Origin of the sequence: Agrobacterium genomosp. 2 str. CFBP 5494 (genome assembly GCF_900013495.1) — a bacterium.
Taxonomy (GTDB): Bacteria; Pseudomonadota; Alphaproteobacteria; order Rhizobiales; family Rhizobiaceae; genus Agrobacterium; species Agrobacterium pusense.
The window spans coordinates 217,730-233,075 of the sequence record NZ_LT009718.1 but is presented as its reverse complement, the minus strand read 5'-3'; the positions used below and the strand labels follow the sequence as shown (position 1 = coordinate 233,075).

Below are 15,346 nucleotides of genomic sequence, written 5' to 3'. Positions count from 1 at the left end.
GCGGAGAACAAAAGCTGAATCACGGGGAGTCAGCGATTCGTATTCGATTCGTTCGCAGACTGTTCCGCAGCCGAATCGATTTCATTTTCGCCGGATTCTTTTTTCTTGTTCAACTATCTGAATCGAAATGGAAAATTTCGTTGACTGGTTGCCTTGTAGCACTTTGCGGGTGAGGCCTATTGCCTTTGTCGGCAGGCGTTGCCATGTGTGGTGCGTGCGGCCCACACCGTTGATGTGGGTGGCACGCCAAGCAGATGAAGTCGATTCGCGGATAGTACGTTGAATTTTCGCCCCATGATCCTGAGCGGCCGCGGTGTCACGGCCGTTCTCGGCCCCACCAACACCGGCAAGACCCATTACGCGATTGAGCGTATGGTGGCGCATGGCAGCGGTGTCATCGGCCTGCCGCTGCGCCTTTTGGCGCGCGAGGTCTATACCCGTCTGGTCGAAAAGGTGGGGGCGCCCAATGTGGCGCTGATAACCGGCGAAGAAAAAATCTCACCCCCAAAAGCCAAGTATTCCGTTTGCACAGTGGAAGCCATGCCGCGCGAAACGACGGCCGCCTTCGTTGCAATCGATGAGGTGCAGCTGGCAGGCGATCTCGAACGCGGGCATATCTTTACCGACCGGGTTCTGCATCTGCGCGGTCGGGAGGAAACGCTGCTGCTGGGGGCGGGCACGATGCGCCCGATCCTCGAAAAGCTGCTGCCGGGAATTACCGTGGTGGAGCGACCGCGTCTGTCACAGCTTTTTTATGCTGGCCAGAAGAAGATAACCCGCCTGCCGCAGCGCACGGCGATTGTCGCTTTTTCCGCCGATGAGGTCTATGCCATTGCCGAACTGGTGCGCCGCCAGCGGGGCGGCGCGGCCGTTGTGCTAGGCGCGCTTTCGCCCCGCACGCGCAATGCGCAGGTGGGTCTCTATCAGTCGGGCGATGTCGAATATCTGGTCGCGACGGACGCTATCGGAATGGGCCTTAATCTCGATGTCGATCACGTCGCTTTCGCGCAGGACCGAAAATTCGACGGTTATCAATTCCGCAATCTCAATCCGGGCGAAATCGGCCAGATCGCCGGCCGCGCCGGCCGCCATCTTCGTGACGGCACCTTCGGGGTGACAGGCCGTGTCGACCCGTTCGATGACGAACTGGTGGAGCGGATTGAGACGCATCAGTTCGATGCGGTGAAGGTGTTGCAGTGGCGGACGAAAAACTTCGATTTTTCCTCTATCGCCAATCTGCGTGCGAGCCTTGACGCTGCGCCGGCGATCCAGGGGCTTTCGCGCGCCCTGCCGGCCATCGACCAGCAGGCGCTGGAGTATCTGTCCCGTTATCCCGAAATCATCGACGTGACGACGACCGATGCACGGGTGGAAAAGCTCTGGGAGGCCTGCGCGCTTCCGGACTATCGCCGTATCGCGCCGGCGCAGCATGCGGATCTGATCTCCACGCTCTATTTCGACCTCGTCAAGCGCGGTACGGTGAACGAGGATTTCATGGCCGAACAGGTGCGTCGCGCCGACCGCACGGATGGAGAGATCGATACCTTGTCTGCGAGGATTGCGCAGATCAGAACATGGACTTATGTATCGAACCGCCCAGGATGGCTTGCCGATCCGACACACTGGCAAGAAAAGACTCGGGAAATCGAGGATCGATTGTCCGATGCGCTACATGAAAGGTTGACGAAACGCTTTGTTGATCGCAGGACATCTGTGCTCATGAGGCGCCTGAGAGAGAATGCGATGCTTGAAGCTGAAATCAGTGTAAATGGTGATGTCTTCGTAGAAGGTCATCACGTCGGCCAATTGGCCGGGTTCCGGTTCACGCCGGTGCCGGGAATGGAAGGGCCGGATCAGAAGGCCGTGCAGGCTGCGGCGCAGAAGGCGCTCGCACTCGAATACGAGGCGCGTGCCGCGCGTCTGCACGCCAGTGGAAATGGCGATCTCGCTTTGAGCTCCGATGGTCTGGTTCGCTGGCTGGGCGAGCCGGTTGCCCGTCTTTCGGCCGGCGACAATATCATGAAGCCGCGGGTGATCCTGCTGGCCGACGAGCAGTTGAGCGGTAATGCCCGTGATCACGCGCTCGCGCGGATCGAGCGTTTCGTCAACCACCAGATCGCAACCGTGCTGAAGCCGCTGGATGATATCTCCCGCGCGGAAGACCTTCAGGGTCTCGCAAAGGGTCTTGCTTTCCAGCTGGTTGAAAATCTCGGCGTGCTGTTCCGTCGTGACGTCGCGGAAGACGTGAAGTCGCTGGATCAGGACGCGCGTGCTTCCATGCGGCGTTACGGCGTGCGTTTCGGCGCCTATCATGTCTTTTTGCCTGCGCTCCTGAAGCCTGCTCCGGCAGAACTTGTGACGCTGCTCTGGGCCTTGAAGAATGATGGTCTTGGCAAACCGGGTTATGGCGACCTTATTCCCGTCCTGGCTGCAGGCCGCACCTCGGTCGTTACGGATGCCAGCTACGAGCGCATGTTCTACAAGCTTGCCGGTTTCCGTTTCCTCGGAAAGCGCGCGGTGCGTATCGACATTCTCGAACGCCTGGCGGATCTCATCCGTCCGCTGCTGCAGTGGAAGCCCGGCCAGCAGCCGCGCCCCGAAGGCGCTTATGATGGCCGTCGTTTCACGACAACGACCGCGATGCTTTCCATTCTCGGCGCAACGCTCGATGACATGGAAGAAATCCTCAAGGGCCTCGGTTACCGTGCCGATCAGGTGACGGCGGAAGAGGCGCAGGCCTTCCTCGCCAGCCAGGCAGGCGCCACTGTGCCGGCTGCCCCAGAAACGACGGCGGGCGAAGAGGATAGCGCTGAGACCGAGCAGGACGAGCCGGCTTCCGAAGAGCAGGCCTCCGAAGCGGTTGCTGTTGTGGAAGGCGACGTTACCGAGGCGCCGGTCGCGGAAGCCGCCGGTGAAGAGGCTGCTGCAAATGAAGCGGCTCCGGCGGAAAGTGGTGAGGCCGCCGAGCCGAAGCCCGTGCTTCTGTGGCGTCCGGGTGGCCGCAATGAAAACCAGCGTGGTGAAAACCGTCGTCCCGGCAATCGTGGCCAGGGTCGTGAGCAGACAGCGCGCGAGCAAGGCGAGCGACGCGGCGAAGGCCGTCGTGACAATCGCGACGGGGCAAATCGCGATGCAGCCAATCGTGGCGGCGAGGGCGAGCGCAAGCGTGACGGCGGCCGTCCCGATCGCGGCAACAACCGCAATAATGATCGTCATGATCGTGGCGAGCGCAAGGACAGGCCGGAGCGCAGCGACCGTGGCGGAAAGCCGCAGGGCCAGCAGCGTTTTGAGGCCAAGCCACCGCGCAAGGAAAAGCCGCTGGACCCGGATTCGCCTTTCGCAAAGCTCGCTGCCCTCAAGGAGCAGCTGAAGAAGTAAGCCTATGGGAAACAGCGAACAGCCACTGGAAAGCACGCGCCAGCGTCTGGACAAGTGGCTGTTCTTTGCCCGCATGGCTAAATCCCGTTCGCTCGCCCAGAGCTACGTTCAGTCGGGACAGGTGAAGATCAATGGCGTCGTCGTCCGCCAGCCCAGTCATGCGGTGAAGCCCGGCGACAGGCTGGAAATAAGCTTCGAGCGGATGGACAGGGTCGTGGTGGTGAAGTCGGGCGGGACGCGGCGCGGCCCCTATGAAGAAGCCAGACTTCTCTATGACGATCAGACGCCGCCGAAGGAGCCTTCCGACAGGCTGACACTCCTTGAGCAGGCAATGCGCCAGCCGGGCAGCGGACGCCCGACGAAAAAGGAGCGCAGAGCGCTCGACAGGTTTCTGTCCGACAGCGACGGCAGTACAGATTAGAATAAACCTCCAAGTCAGCACCGTTTTTCAGAATTGTTTATCCTTGCTATCTGCAAGCAAAGGCATTACGTCACTTGCGAAATTGCCCTGTCTGAATTCCGGGCGACGGCTTGTGTTCCGAAGCCCAAAGACCCGGCCTGCATATTCTGGAGTTCATCATGACATATGTCGTGACCGACAATTGCATCCGCTGCAAATATACCGATTGCGTAGAGGTCTGCCCTGTCGACTGCTTTTACGAGGGCGAAAATTTCCTCGCCATCAATCCCGACGAATGCATCGACTGTGGTGTGTGCGAACCGGAATGTCCTGCCGAGGCCATCAAACCCGATACGGAGCCGGGTCTCGACAAGTGGCTGAAGCTCAATGCGGAATATGCCGCGATCTGGCCGAACATCACCATCAAGCGCGACCCGATGCCGGAAGCCAAGGAAATGGATGGTGTCGAAGGCAAGCTGGAGCTTTATTTCTCTGCTGAGCCCGGCAAGGGCGACTGACCGCAGATTTGCGACGGTCTCGCACTAACATTTGAAAAGCCCTCGTCTGCACGAGGGCTTTTGTTTATCCGCCGCGGCCGGATTGCAGCGTGGTGGATAATAGTGTCAGTAGGGCCACGCTTTCCTCCAGACTTTGACGCTGGCGGCTTTGCAGGATGGCCGCCTGCAGTCGGTTCATCTCGCGCGCGATCGCCGCTGGCTGCCATGTGCGTAGCGCTCTTTCGATGATCGGTTTCCGGCGAAAATGGATATGGCGTCCAAGCGTCTGCATGACCTGACCGGCCTGCTGCTTTTTCTCGTCCATCTCCGCGCGCATCTGATCGAGCAGCTGGAATTGCTTGAGGCACCCCTGAAGCACGAGGAAGATCGGCGTCTTGGAGGAAATGATCTTCTGGGTGGCATGGAAAAACGCGTTTCTGTCACCCTTCAGGATGGCGTCAACGGCGTCATCGGCTGAAACCGTACTGGCATCACCGATGATGGCCAGGACATCGTCTTCCTCGATTACCTCTGCGCCGCGGCAATAAAGTGCCAGCTTGCGGATTTCGTTTCGTGAAGCGATACGGTCGCCCCCCAGCGATTCGATAAGCCGTTGCCGCGCGGCAGGCGCGATACGCAAATTGTCGCCCGAAAGTTCCTGGTCTATCAACGCGTTCAGTGCGCGCGCATCGTCCGCGTAACAGGGAATGGCTGCGATGGATCGAGCCGGTTCCGCGATCTTGCGCAGCCCCGTGCCCTTCTTGATGTCGCCTGCTTCGATGATGAGAAAGCTCGCTTCCGGCGGCGTTTCCGCCAGAATCTGGAGGGCATCCACCAGCGCCTTTTCAGCTGACGCGCCCTTGATCCAGACAAGTTTCTCGCCGCCGAAAAGACCAATGGCGTTCACCTCATCCAGCAAACGCCCCGGGTCGCCCTGGAGATCGGACGCAGTCAGTTTCAGCGACGCAAAAGCGTCGTCGGGATCTATACCCGTCTTTTTGGCGATGAGGGTTGCGCGTTCTGATACGAGACCGCGATCCGGACCGTAGAGCACGAAAACGCGAAAGCGCTCCGCCGGATTCTCGGCGAAGCGCTCGAATTCATGGGACTTTATCTCCGCCACGGCCGCCGCTCTCAGCGGCCGAGCGTGGCGGCGATATCGGTGCGGATGATTTCGGCAAGTTCGCGCGCCGCACGGTTTTCGGCGTCGCGGGTCGCCCGGATCTTGGCGAATTCCTGCTGTGGCAGATCCACCTGCGCCGTCACGCTGCGGCGTGCGGAGCGCAGGATCTGACCGTCGGAAATGCGCGTCAGCACGTATTGGCCGCTCATGATGACACGGCCTGGATACGGCCCGTCGTAATTGTTGTTCGTCCGTGTGGTTAGGTCGTAATTCTGCACCTCTGTCGAGGAAGCGCTCGAGCTGACCGAAACCTTGACGTTATATTGCGCCGTCGTCGGCTGCCCAGCGCCGCCAGCCAGAAGGAAGATTAGCTGGTTGCGAACTTCCTGTCCAACTCTGCCGCCGATATCGGAGACGCTGACGGCCGCCAGCCTTTCCTTGGTCCCGGAAGCCTCGCCATAGAGCGGGCGCACCTGGCAGCCCGCCAGAAGACCAGCCATCATCACGACGGAAATTGCTGCCGCGACGCGGCTCCATCTCGAAAAAACGTCAGACAACAATGTTCACAATCCTCTGCGGAACCACGATGACTTTCTTGGGCTCGCCGCCGGCAAGAAGAGATTTGACGGCATCCAGAGCAAGGGCAGCCGCGCGGACCGCATCTTGATCTGCATCGCGCGCGATTGTCAATTCGCCGCGCTTCTTGCCATTGACCTGCACGGGCATGACAACGTCGTTTTCCTCGACCAGCGATGGCACGAAGGTCGGCCATGGCGTCTCAGCCACCAGACCTTCATTGCCGAGTGCCGCCCAGCATTCTTCCGCCAGATGTGGCGTCATGGGGGCGATGATGCGGATCAGGATTTCGACGGCATCACGCGCTGCCGCCTTGACGTCATCGGACTTGCCGCCCGCAGCGACATCCGCAAGCGGACCGGCGAGTGCATTGACCAGTTCATAGATGCGGGCAATGGCCTTGTTGAAGGCGAGCTTGTCCAGATCTTCCTGAACGGCCTTCAGCGTCTTGTGAGCCGCCTTGGAGGCCGCCAGCCCTTCACCCTCGGTCGCCGGCTTCGGCTTCACGCCCTTCAGCTGTTCGGCAGCTTCGCCGATGATGCGCCAGACGCGCTGGACGAATCGGTTCGCACCCTCGACGCCCGATTCGGACCAGATGACGTCGCGATCCGGCGGCGAGTCCGACAGCACGAAGAAGCGTGCTGTATCGGCGCCGTACGATGCGATGATATCATCGGGATCGACCACGTTCTTTTTCGACTTCGACATTTTTTCGATCGAGCCGATCTTCACCTCTTCGCCGGAAGAAAGCAGGAAAGCTCGGCGCGTGCCGTCATTTTCCTCTATCCGCAGGTCCGCAGGTGGCACCCATTCGCGCGCGGTGCCTTCACCGCGGCTATAGGTCTCATGGACCACCATGCCTTGGGTGAACAGACCCTTGAAGGGTTCCTTGACGTCCACGTGACCTGTTTCGCGCATCGCGCGGGTGAAGAAGCGAGAATAGAGCAGGTGCAGGATCGCGTGCTCGATACCGCCGATATATTGATCCACCGGCAGCCAATGATTGGCGACCTTCGGGTCGGTCGGTGCGTCTTCCCAGGGTGCCGTGAAGCGCGTGTAATACCAGCTGGAATCGACGAAGGTGTCCATCGTGTCGGTTTCACGACGCGCGTCATGGCCGCATTGCGGGCAGGAGACATGACGCCAGGTGGGGTGGCGGTCCAGCGGGTTGCCGGGCACGTCGAATGTCACATCGTCAGGCAGCTTGACGGGCAGGTCCTTTTTCGGGACCGGCACGACGCCGCAGACTTCGCAATGAATGACCGGGATCGGGCAGCCCCAGTAACGCTGACGGGAAATGCCCCAGTCGCGCAGACGGAAATTGACCTTGCGCTCGGCCTGAGGCGCGTTGCCCAGCGTCTGCGCCGACAGCTTCTGCACGACTGCCTCGAAGGCATCCGTCGTTTTCATGCCATTCAGGAAGCCGGAGTTAATCATCACGCCGTCGTCGGTGTAGGCGGTGTCATCGACCGTGAAGCTTTCCGCATCCGGGCCCTCAGGGGCGACGACCGCCACGACCGGCAGGCCGTATTTGCGGGCGAAGTCCAGGTCGCGCTGGTCGCCGGAGGGGCAACCGAAGATCGCGCCCGTACCGTAATCCATCAACACGAAGTTGGCGACATAGACTGGCAGTTCCCAGGTCGCATCCAGCGGATGGACGACCTTGACGCCGGTATCGATGCCCTTCTTTTCAGCCGTTTCCAACGCGGCCAAAGAGGTGCCATGGCGGCGGCATTCATCGCAGAATTCGGCGATCGCAGGATTTTTTTCCGACAGTTCTTTCGCCAGCGGATGGTCGGCGGCAATGGCCAGGAAGGAGGCGCCGAACAGCGTGTCGGGGCGTGTGGTATAGACGGTGATGTCAGAAAAGCCTTCCGGCGCCGTGTCAGCAACGGTCTGCCAGCGCAGTGACAGGCCTTCGGAACGGCCGATCCAGTTCTTCTGCATCAGGCGCACTTTTTCCGGCCACTGATCCAGCGTGTCCAACTCGTCCAGCAGGTCCTGGCTGAAATCGGTGATGCGGAAGAACCATTGCGTCAGCTCGCGCTGTTCGACCAGCGCACCGGAGCGCCAGCCGCGGCCGTCGATCACCTGCTCGTTGGCCAGAACGGTATGGTCGACCGGGTCCCAATTGACCTTCGACTGCTTGCGGTAGACCAGACCCTTTTCCATGAAGTCCACGAACAGCGCCTGCTGGCGATGATAATATTCCACATCGCAGGTGGCGAATTCGCGGGTCCAGTCCAGGGACAGGCCCATGGATTTCAGCTGACCGCGCATGGTGGCGATGTTCTGGTAGGTCCAGTCCTTGGGATGAACCTTGTTCTGCATGGCCGCATTTTCGGCCGGCATGCCGAAGGCGTCCCAACCCATCGGGTGCAGGACGTTGAAACCGCGGGCGCGCTTGTAGCGGGCGACGACGTCACCCATGGCATAGTTGCGGACATGGCCCATGTGGATGCGACCCGACGGATAGGGAAACATCTCTAGAACGTAATATTTCTCACGCGGATCGCTGTTGTCTGTCACGAAGACCTTGTCTTCGTTCCATTTTTGCTGCCAGCGCGGCTCGGCGTCGCGAGGATTGTAACGTTCGATGGCCATTGTCTAAAATTCCGGGTATCGAGGGGAAAAATGTGCGCTGACCTTCACCATGAAACGACCGGGGCGTCAAGTTTGGCGGGGCGTTCGGACGTTCAATCTTGGCCAGCGTGCCTCAAATGGTGCTAAAGCCGCTTGGCATCAAGGCGATCGGCGTCTAGTTAGCGGTTCGAACGGTTAAAAAAGGTCTTGTGATGGAAATCGAAGCACGACTTCAGGATGTCAGGCAGCGCATTGCGGATGTGGCGGAAAAATCCGGCCGCAAGGCGGCAGATGTTGCCCTCGTCGCGGTATCGAAGACCTTCGAAGCGGAAGCGATCCAGCCCGTCATCGATGCCGGCCAGCGCGTGTTCGGGGAGAACCGCGTGCAGGAAGCGCAGGGCAAGTGGCCGGCGCTGAAAGAGAAGACTGATGGCATAGAACTGCATCTGATCGGCCCGTTGCAGTCCAACAAGGCTGCGGACGCCGTGGCATTGTTTGATGTCGTCGAAAGCGTCGACCGCGAAAAGATCGCCCGCGCGCTTGCCGAGGAGTGCAGCAAACAGGGCCGCAGCCTTCGTTTTTATGTGCAGGTCAATACCGGGCTCGAGCCGCAAAAGGCGGGCATCGATCCGCGAGAGACCATCGCTTTCGTGGCCCTTTGCCGGGATGAGTTGAAATTGGCTGTCGAGGGGCTGATGTGCATTCCGCCGGCAGATGAAAATCCCGGTCCGCATTTTGCGCTGCTGGCGAAACTTGCCAAGCAATGCGGCTTGGAAAAACTCTCCATGGGCATGTCCGGTGATTTCGAAACGGCCGTTGAATTCGGCGCGACCAGTGTTCGTGTGGGCTCGGCGATCTTCGGCACGCGATAAGGCCATAAACAAAAAACCCGGCACTCAGGCCGGGTTTCGAGCATTCGAAAACGTCGATCAGTACTGATCGTCCTCGTCTTCATCCTTCTGCGTGGATTTCAGCGAGGAGAGCTTCTTGAAGACTGCATCGGCGTCGATCTGTTCGTCTTCTTCGCGCTGGAAGTTGTAATCCAGACCTTCCGTTGCCGTCGCCGGCTGCAGCGTATTGTCCAGCTCTTCGGCGGTCGGCAGCGGACGGCCACGCGAGGCGCGCTCGACTTCGAGGTCGAGATCGATCTGGCTGCAGAGGCCGAGCGTGACCGGGTCCATCGGCGTCAGGTTTGCCGAGTTCCAGTGGGTGCGGTCGCGGATCTGCTCAATGGTCGACTTCGTGGTGCCGACGAGACGCGAAATCTGCGCATCCTTCAGTTCCGGGTGGTTGCGAACGAGCCAGAGAATGGCGTTCGGACGGTCCTGACGCTTGGAAACCGGCGTGTAACGCGGACCGCGACGCTTGGATTCGGGCACGCGTACCTTCGGCTCGGAAAGCTTCAGCTTATGGTTCGGATTGGCTTCAGCGCGGGCAATCTCGTCGCGGGAAAGCTGTCCGGTGGCGATCGGGTCTAGGCCCTTGATGCCCTGCGCGGCTTCACCGTCGGCAATTGCCTTGACTTCAAGCGGGTGCAGTTTGCAGAACGTGGCGATCTGATCGAACGACAGCGCGGTGTTGTCAACCAGCCATACAGCCGTTGCCTTTGGCATGAGCAATTGTTGAGCCATAGATACAGTCCTTCTGTCCGTCCGCGCCGGTGTCGCGGGCGTGGTATCAACCACTGATTTCCGGGATATTGCCGCTCTATAACCGGATTGCATCATAATTGCAATTCTTTGCGAAACAAATGACCTTTGTCTAATTGCCGTGCGCAATTGACCTGCTATGAATTCAACACATGCCTGAGGTGGGAGTCTCGGGCCGCGTCAGAAGCCATACCCGGTTCCAGGAGGAGTTCATGTCTGCCAAAATCTACCCGGTGCTCAAGTCGGCGAAAGCCCGCACGCTCATCGACAATGAGCGTTACCAGAAATGGTACCAGGAGAGCGTCGAGGATCCAGAAAAATTCTGGGACAAGCATGGCCGTCGGATCGACTGGTTCAAGCCTTACACCAAGGTCAAGAATACGTCCTTCAAGGGCAGGGTGCCGATCAAGTGGTTCGAGGACGGCCTCACCAACGTCTCCTACAACTGTATTGACCGGCATCTGAAGACGCATGGCGAGCGCACCGCGATCATCTGGGAAGGTGACAACCCCTATATCGACAAGAAGATCACCTATAACCAGCTTTATGATTACGTCTGCCGTCTGGCGAATGTGCTGAAGAAGCACGGCGTCAAGAAGGGCGACCGCGTCACCATCTATATGCCGATGATACCGGAGGCAGCCTATGCGATGCTTGCCTGCGCGCGCATCGGGGCGATCCATTCGGTCGTCTTCGGCGGCTTCTCGCCGGAAGCGCTGGCGGGCCGCATCGTTGACTGCCAGTCGACCTTCGTCATTACCTGCGATGAAGGTGTGCGCGGCGGCAAGCCGATACCGCTGAAAGAAAATACCGACAAGGCGATCGATATCGCCGCCAAGCAATATGTCATTGTCAACAAGGTTCTGGTCGTTCGCCGAACCGGCGGCAAGACCGGCTGGGCGCCGGGCCGCGACATCTGGTACCACCAGGAAATCGCCACGGTGAAACCAGATTGCCCGCCCGTGAAGATGCGCGCGGAAGATCCGCTGTTCATCCTCTATACGTCGGGCTCTACCGGCAAGCCAAAGGGCGTGCTGCACACCACGGGCGGCTACCTCGTCTATACGTCGATGACGCATGAATATGTCTTCGATTACAAGGATGGCGAGGTCTACTGGTGTACGGCCGATGTCGGCTGGGTCACGGGACACTCTTATATAGTCTATGGACCGCTGGCCAATTGCGCGACGACGCTAATGTTCGAAGGTGTTCCCAATTTTCCGGATCAAGGCCGTTTCTGGGAAGTCATCGACAAGCACAAGGTCAATATTTTCTATACGGCGCCGACAGCGCTCAGATCGCTGATGGGTGCGGGTGACCAGTTCGTCCAGCGCTCGTCGCGCTCCAGCATCCGTCTCCTCGGCACCGTGGGCGAGCCGATCAACCCGGAAGCATGGGAGTGGTATTACCATGTTGTCGGTGAGGACAAGAGTCCGATCGTTGATACATGGTGGCAGACGGAAACCGGCGGCATTCTCATCTCGCCGCTGCCGGGTGCGACCGATCTGAAACCCGGCTCGGCGACAAGGCCGTTCTTCGGTGTGCAGCCGCAGCTTGTCGATGCCGAAGGCAATGTGCTGGAAGGGCCGGCGGACGGGAATCTCTGCATCATCGACAGCTGGCCGGGCCAGTCGCGCTCCGTCTATGGCGATCATCAGCGCTTCATCGACACCTACTTCTCCACCTACAAGGGCAAGTATTTCACCGGTGACGGCTGCCGGCGCGATGAGGATGGTTATTACTGGATCACCGGCCGCGTCGATGACGTGCTGAACGTTTCCGGTCATCGTCTCGGCACGGCCGAGGTGGAATCGGCGCTGGTGTCGCATCATCAGGTTTCGGAAGCGGCCGTGGTGGGTTATCCGCATCCGATCAAGGGGCAGGGCATCTATTGTTATGTCACGCTGATGGCGGGGCAGAACGGCGACTATGCGCTGCGCGAAGAGCTGGTAAAACACGTGCGCAACGAGATCGGACCGGTTGCGACACCCGATAAGATCCAGTTCGCGCCCGGCCTGCCGAAGACCCGTTCCGGCAAGATCATGCGGCGCATCCTGCGCAAGATCGCCGAGGATGATTTTGGTGCGCTGGGAGATACGTCGACGCTCGCCGATCCGGCTGTTGTCGAAGACCTCATCGCCAACCGGCAAAACCGTACGGCGTGATCTGTTGAAAGGCTGCTGCGGCAGCCTTTTTTCTATTGGCTAATTTCACAAACAAAAACACCCGGAGGCAGAACCTCCGGGTGTTTTTAGTTGTATTCAGTAAAGGCTTACTGGCCGCGGATTTTCTTCAGGTCCGCCAGAACGGCGTCAACGACGTCGGCGCCGATTTCAGCCTTGTGCTTTTCGTAAACGACCATCGACTTTTCGCGGATACGCGCCTGCTCTTCGGCAGACAGCGAGTTCACCTCGAGGCCGGCCGCCTTGATCTTTTCCAGCGACTTCTGGTTCAGTTCGCGGATGACCTTGCGCTCTTCGTCACGACCCACGACTGCGCATTCGCGCAGGGCTGCCTGTTCTTCCGGCGTGTAGCTGTCGAAGATCGGCTTGGAGAAGAGGAAGAGGAACGGCGTGTAAGCGTGGTTCGTCTCCGTGATGTACTTCTGCACCTCGTAGAACTTCGAGGTGTCGATCGTCACATAGGGGTTTTCCTGGGCATCGATCGCGTTGGTCTCAAGCGCCGAGAAGACTTCGCCGAAAGCCATCGGCGTAGCGTTTGCACCGAGGTTCTGGAAGGTGTCGAGGAAGATGTTGTTCTGCATCACGCGGACCTTGAGGCCCGAGAAATCTTCCCACTTGTTGACGGCATGCTTGGAGTTCGACAGGTTGCGGAAGCCGTTTTCCCAGTAAGCGAGGTTTACGAGACCCTGTTCTTCCAGCTTCTTGTTCATCATGTCGCCGAAGGCGCCGTCCATGACGGCATCGGCTTCCTTGGCATTGGCGAAGAGGAATGGCAGGTCGAAGACGCCAAGCGACGGGATGAGACCGACGAGCGGCGAGGACGACGTGACGACCGCTTCCTGAACGCCGGAGCGCAGGGCCTGTGTCGCCTGAAGGTCACCGCCGAGAGCACCACCCCAGAATGCCGTCAGTTTCAGCTTGCCGCCGGACTTGTCGTCGAGGCAGGCCTGCATGGCCTTGATGCCGTTGCCGACGGGATGATCCTGGTTGATACCGTTCGAAACGCGGATGTTGCGGCTGTTGAATTCGGCCATTGCCGGCGCTGCCGCGCCAACTGCGAAGGCGATTGCCGTGGTGGTCAGAAGAAGCTTTCTCATAATATCCTCCCTTGGATTGTGGTCGAGAAAAAGTTTCACTTAACGTAGGTACTGCAGAGGCACGAGGACGATGTCCGGGAAAATCACCAGCAGCGCCAGCACGATGGTTTCGGCGACGAGGAACGGCCAGACACCGACCGTGACCTTGCCGAGCGGGATGCGGCCAACGCCGCTGACGACGTTCAGCACCACGCCAACCGGAGGGGTAATCAGGCCGATGGCGTTATTGATGATGAAGAGGACACCGAAATAGACCGGGTCGATGCCCGCCTGCTTGACGATCGGCATCAGGACAGGCGTCAGGATCAGGATGGTGGGTGTCAGGTCGAGAGCGGTGCCGACGATGAAAACCAGAACCATCATGGCGGCCATCAAAAGCATGGGACGGTCAATGAGCGGCTCGATGTAACCGGCGACCTCGTTCGGAATGTTCGCAGCCGTGATGAGCCACGCCGAGACGAGAGCGGCGCAGACCAGGAACATGATGATCGAGGTGCTCTTAGCGGCGCGCAGAAGCACGTGGAACAGGTCTGCCGGCTTCAGTTCGCGGTAGATTACCATGCCGACGAACAGCGCGTAGGCAGCGGCGACGACGGCGGCTTCCGTCGGCGTCATGATGCCGGCTTTGATGCCGCCAAGGATGATGACCGGCATGCCAAGCGCCCAACCGGCGCGCGCTGTTACGAGCAGACGTTCTTTGCCCGATGTTTTCGGCAGAGGCTGCACGTTGTCCTTACGCACGACAATCAGCCATGCGATGATGAGCGATGCGCCCATCAGAATACCGGGTACGATACCGGCAAGGAAAAGCTGGGTGATCGAGACGTTGGCGGCGACACCGAAGACGATGAAGGCCATGGATGGCGGAATGACCGGGGCGATGATACCGCCAGCGGCGATCAGGCCGCCGGAGCGCGGAATATTGTAACCGGCCTTCGCCATCATCGGGATGAGGATTGCGGCAAGGGCTGCGGTATCGGCTGCGGCCGAACCGGAGATGCTGGCCATGATGATGGCAGCGACGATGGCCACGATGCCGAGGCCGCCTCTGATGTGTCCGACGAGCGCGATCGCAAAGTCGATGATGCGGCGAGAAAGACCACCGGAATTCATCAGTTCGCCAGCCAGGATGAAGAAGGGAATGGCAAGCAGGGTGAAGGTGTCAGCGCCCGAGATCATGTTCTGCGCGATGATCGCGGTGTTGAACATGCCCATGTACCACATGAGCACGACGCCGCAGAACATCAGCGAGAAGGCGACGGGAACGCCGATTGCCATGGCTCCCAGAAGAGAGCCGACAAAAACGAAAAGTGTCATGGTATCAGCGCTCCGAAAGCTGTTCGATCGTCAGGTTCTCGCCCGCAAACTGGGCGATTTCGTCTTCCGTGACGCGGCCGGTCACTTGCCGGTAGAGACGTTCCAGCGCGATGACGAACATCAGCCCACCCGTGAACATGCCGATGCCATAAACCCAGATCATGGAGAGCTTGGTGACCGGCGCATGCATGCTGGCGTTGATGCCGGACTGTTTCCAGGTTCCCCAGAAGAAGATGGCGGAACAGGCCAGAATGATGATGTTCGAGATAATCATGCAGACGATGCGGGCGCGGCGCGACAGAAACATCACGAGCGTTTCAATGCCCATATGGCTGTTCTCGCGGAAGGTCAGCACCGCGCCCAGGAAGGTCAGCCATACGAAGAAGTAGCGTGACAGCTCTTCCGAAACATTGATGCCGGAATTCATCGTGTAACGCATGACGACGTTGACGAAGACCATGATCGACATGCCAGCAAGCAGCGCGACGAGAATGATTTCGAGAATCCGGTAAAAGAGATTGATGGTCTTTTGCATTTTCCCCT

General features: G+C 59.4%; 12 protein-coding genes. 5 read left to right on the top strand and 7 right to left on the bottom strand.

What is annotated here, in order from left to right; translation table 11 throughout:
* The first annotated feature begins 294 nt into the window (after positions 1-294).
* From AGR2A_RS01020 to fdxA, 3 genes are all read left to right on the top strand, one after another.
* Positions 295-3,378: a helicase-related protein gene (locus tag AGR2A_RS01020; RefSeq protein ID WP_006698303.1), complete on the top strand. Its 3,084-nt coding sequence runs from the start codon at positions 295-297 to the stop codon at positions 3,376-3,378.
* 4 nt (positions 3,379-3,382) lie between these two features.
* Positions 3,383-3,799: an RNA-binding S4 domain-containing protein gene (locus tag AGR2A_RS01015; protein WP_004444041.1), complete on the top strand. Its 417-nt coding sequence runs from the start codon at positions 3,383-3,385 to the stop codon at positions 3,797-3,799.
* 158 nt (positions 3,800-3,957) lie between these two features.
* Entirely contained in the window at positions 3,958-4,296 is a 339-nt protein-coding gene (gene fdxA, locus AGR2A_RS01010) for a ferredoxin FdxA (protein ID WP_004444038.1), read from the top strand.
* Between the two features lie 64 nt (positions 4,297-4,360).
* On the opposite strand, the gene holA is transcribed toward fdxA, so the two are convergent.
* From holA to leuS, 3 genes are read right to left on the bottom strand one after another with little or no spacing between them, the layout of a single operon-like run.
* Positions 4,361-5,398: a DNA polymerase III subunit delta gene (gene holA / locus AGR2A_RS01005; protein ID WP_072495181.1), complete on the bottom strand. Its 1,038-nt coding sequence runs from the start codon at positions 5,396-5,398 to the stop codon at positions 4,361-4,363.
* Positions 5,399-5,409: 11 nt separating this feature from the next.
* Positions 5,410-5,955, bottom strand: coding sequence for an LPS assembly lipoprotein LptE (lptE, locus tag AGR2A_RS01000; RefSeq protein ID WP_006698300.1), 546 nt, complete (start codon positions 5,953-5,955; stop codon positions 5,410-5,412).
* Entirely contained in the window at positions 5,948-8,578 is a 2,631-nt protein-coding gene (gene leuS, locus AGR2A_RS00995; protein ID WP_080822346.1) for a leucine--tRNA ligase, read from the bottom strand. The genes lptE and leuS overlap by 8 nt, the downstream gene beginning before the upstream one ends.
* 191 nt (positions 8,579-8,769) lie before the next feature.
* Here leuS and AGR2A_RS00990 point away from each other — a divergent pair, with 191 nt between their 5' ends.
* The gene (locus tag AGR2A_RS00990; protein ID WP_072495178.1) at positions 8,770-9,429 is read left to right on the top strand and encodes a YggS family pyridoxal phosphate-dependent enzyme; all 660 of its coding nucleotides are present in this window, start codon (positions 8,770-8,772) and stop codon (positions 9,427-9,429) included.
* A gap of 57 nt (positions 9,430-9,486) precedes the next feature.
* On the opposite strand, the gene AGR2A_RS00985 is transcribed toward AGR2A_RS00990, so the two are convergent.
* A complete protein-coding gene (locus AGR2A_RS00985) occupies positions 9,487-10,188 on the bottom strand; it encodes a DUF1013 domain-containing protein (protein WP_006698297.1) in 702 nt (233 codons plus the stop codon).
* 230 nt (positions 10,189-10,418) lie between these two features.
* On the opposite strand from AGR2A_RS00985, the gene acs reads away from it, so the two are divergent.
* On the top strand, positions 10,419-12,371 hold the full coding sequence (acs, locus tag AGR2A_RS00980) for an acetate--CoA ligase (protein ID WP_004444026.1): 1,953 nt from the start codon (positions 10,419-10,421) through the stop codon (positions 12,369-12,371).
* Positions 12,372-12,478: 107 nt separating this feature from the next.
* Here acs and AGR2A_RS00975 read toward each other — a convergent pair whose 3' ends face one another.
* From AGR2A_RS00975 to AGR2A_RS00965, 3 genes are read right to left on the bottom strand one after another with little or no spacing between them, the layout of a single operon-like run.
* Entirely contained in the window at positions 12,479-13,486 is a 1,008-nt protein-coding gene (locus AGR2A_RS00975) for a TRAP transporter substrate-binding protein (protein WP_004444024.1), read from the bottom strand.
* Between the two features lie 39 nt (positions 13,487-13,525).
* Positions 13,526-14,803, bottom strand: a complete 1,278-nt coding sequence (locus AGR2A_RS00970; protein WP_080822340.1) for a TRAP transporter large permease — start codon at positions 14,801-14,803, stop codon at positions 13,526-13,528.
* 4 nt (positions 14,804-14,807) lie between these two features.
* Complete coding sequence (locus AGR2A_RS00965) at positions 14,808-15,338, bottom strand: TRAP transporter small permease (RefSeq protein ID WP_072528831.1); 531 nt, start codon at positions 15,336-15,338, stop codon at positions 14,808-14,810.
* Between the last annotated feature and the right edge of the window lie 8 nt (positions 15,339-15,346).

Coding starts and splice junctions, on each gene's coding strand:
- AGR2A_RS01015 (WP_004444041.1), top strand. CDS start 3,383: ATGGGAAACAGCGAACAGCCACTGGAAAGCACGCGCCAGCGTCTGGAC.
- AGR2A_RS01020 (WP_006698303.1), top strand. CDS start 295: ATGATCCTGAGCGGCCGCGGTGTCACGGCCGTTCTCGGCCCCACCAAC.
- AGR2A_RS00975 (WP_004444024.1), bottom strand. CDS start 13,486: ATGAGAAAGCTTCTTCTGACCACCACGGCAATCGCCTTCGCAGTTGGC.
- AGR2A_RS00985 (WP_006698297.1), bottom strand. CDS start 10,188: ATGGCTCAACAATTGCTCATGCCAAAGGCAACGGCTGTATGGCTGGTT.
- AGR2A_RS00970 (WP_080822340.1), bottom strand. CDS start 14,803: ATGACACTTTTCGTTTTTGTCGGCTCTCTTCTGGGAGCCATGGCAATC.
- leuS (WP_080822346.1), bottom strand. CDS start 8,578: ATGGCCATCGAACGTTACAATCCTCGCGACGCCGAGCCGCGCTGGCAG.
- acs (WP_004444026.1), top strand. CDS start 10,419: ATGTCTGCCAAAATCTACCCGGTGCTCAAGTCGGCGAAAGCCCGCACG.
- AGR2A_RS00965 (WP_072528831.1), bottom strand. CDS start 15,338: ATGCAAAAGACCATCAATCTCTTTTACCGGATTCTCGAAATCATTCTC.
- AGR2A_RS00990 (WP_072495178.1), top strand. CDS start 8,770: ATGGAAATCGAAGCACGACTTCAGGATGTCAGGCAGCGCATTGCGGAT.
- fdxA (WP_004444038.1), top strand. CDS start 3,958: ATGACATATGTCGTGACCGACAATTGCATCCGCTGCAAATATACCGAT.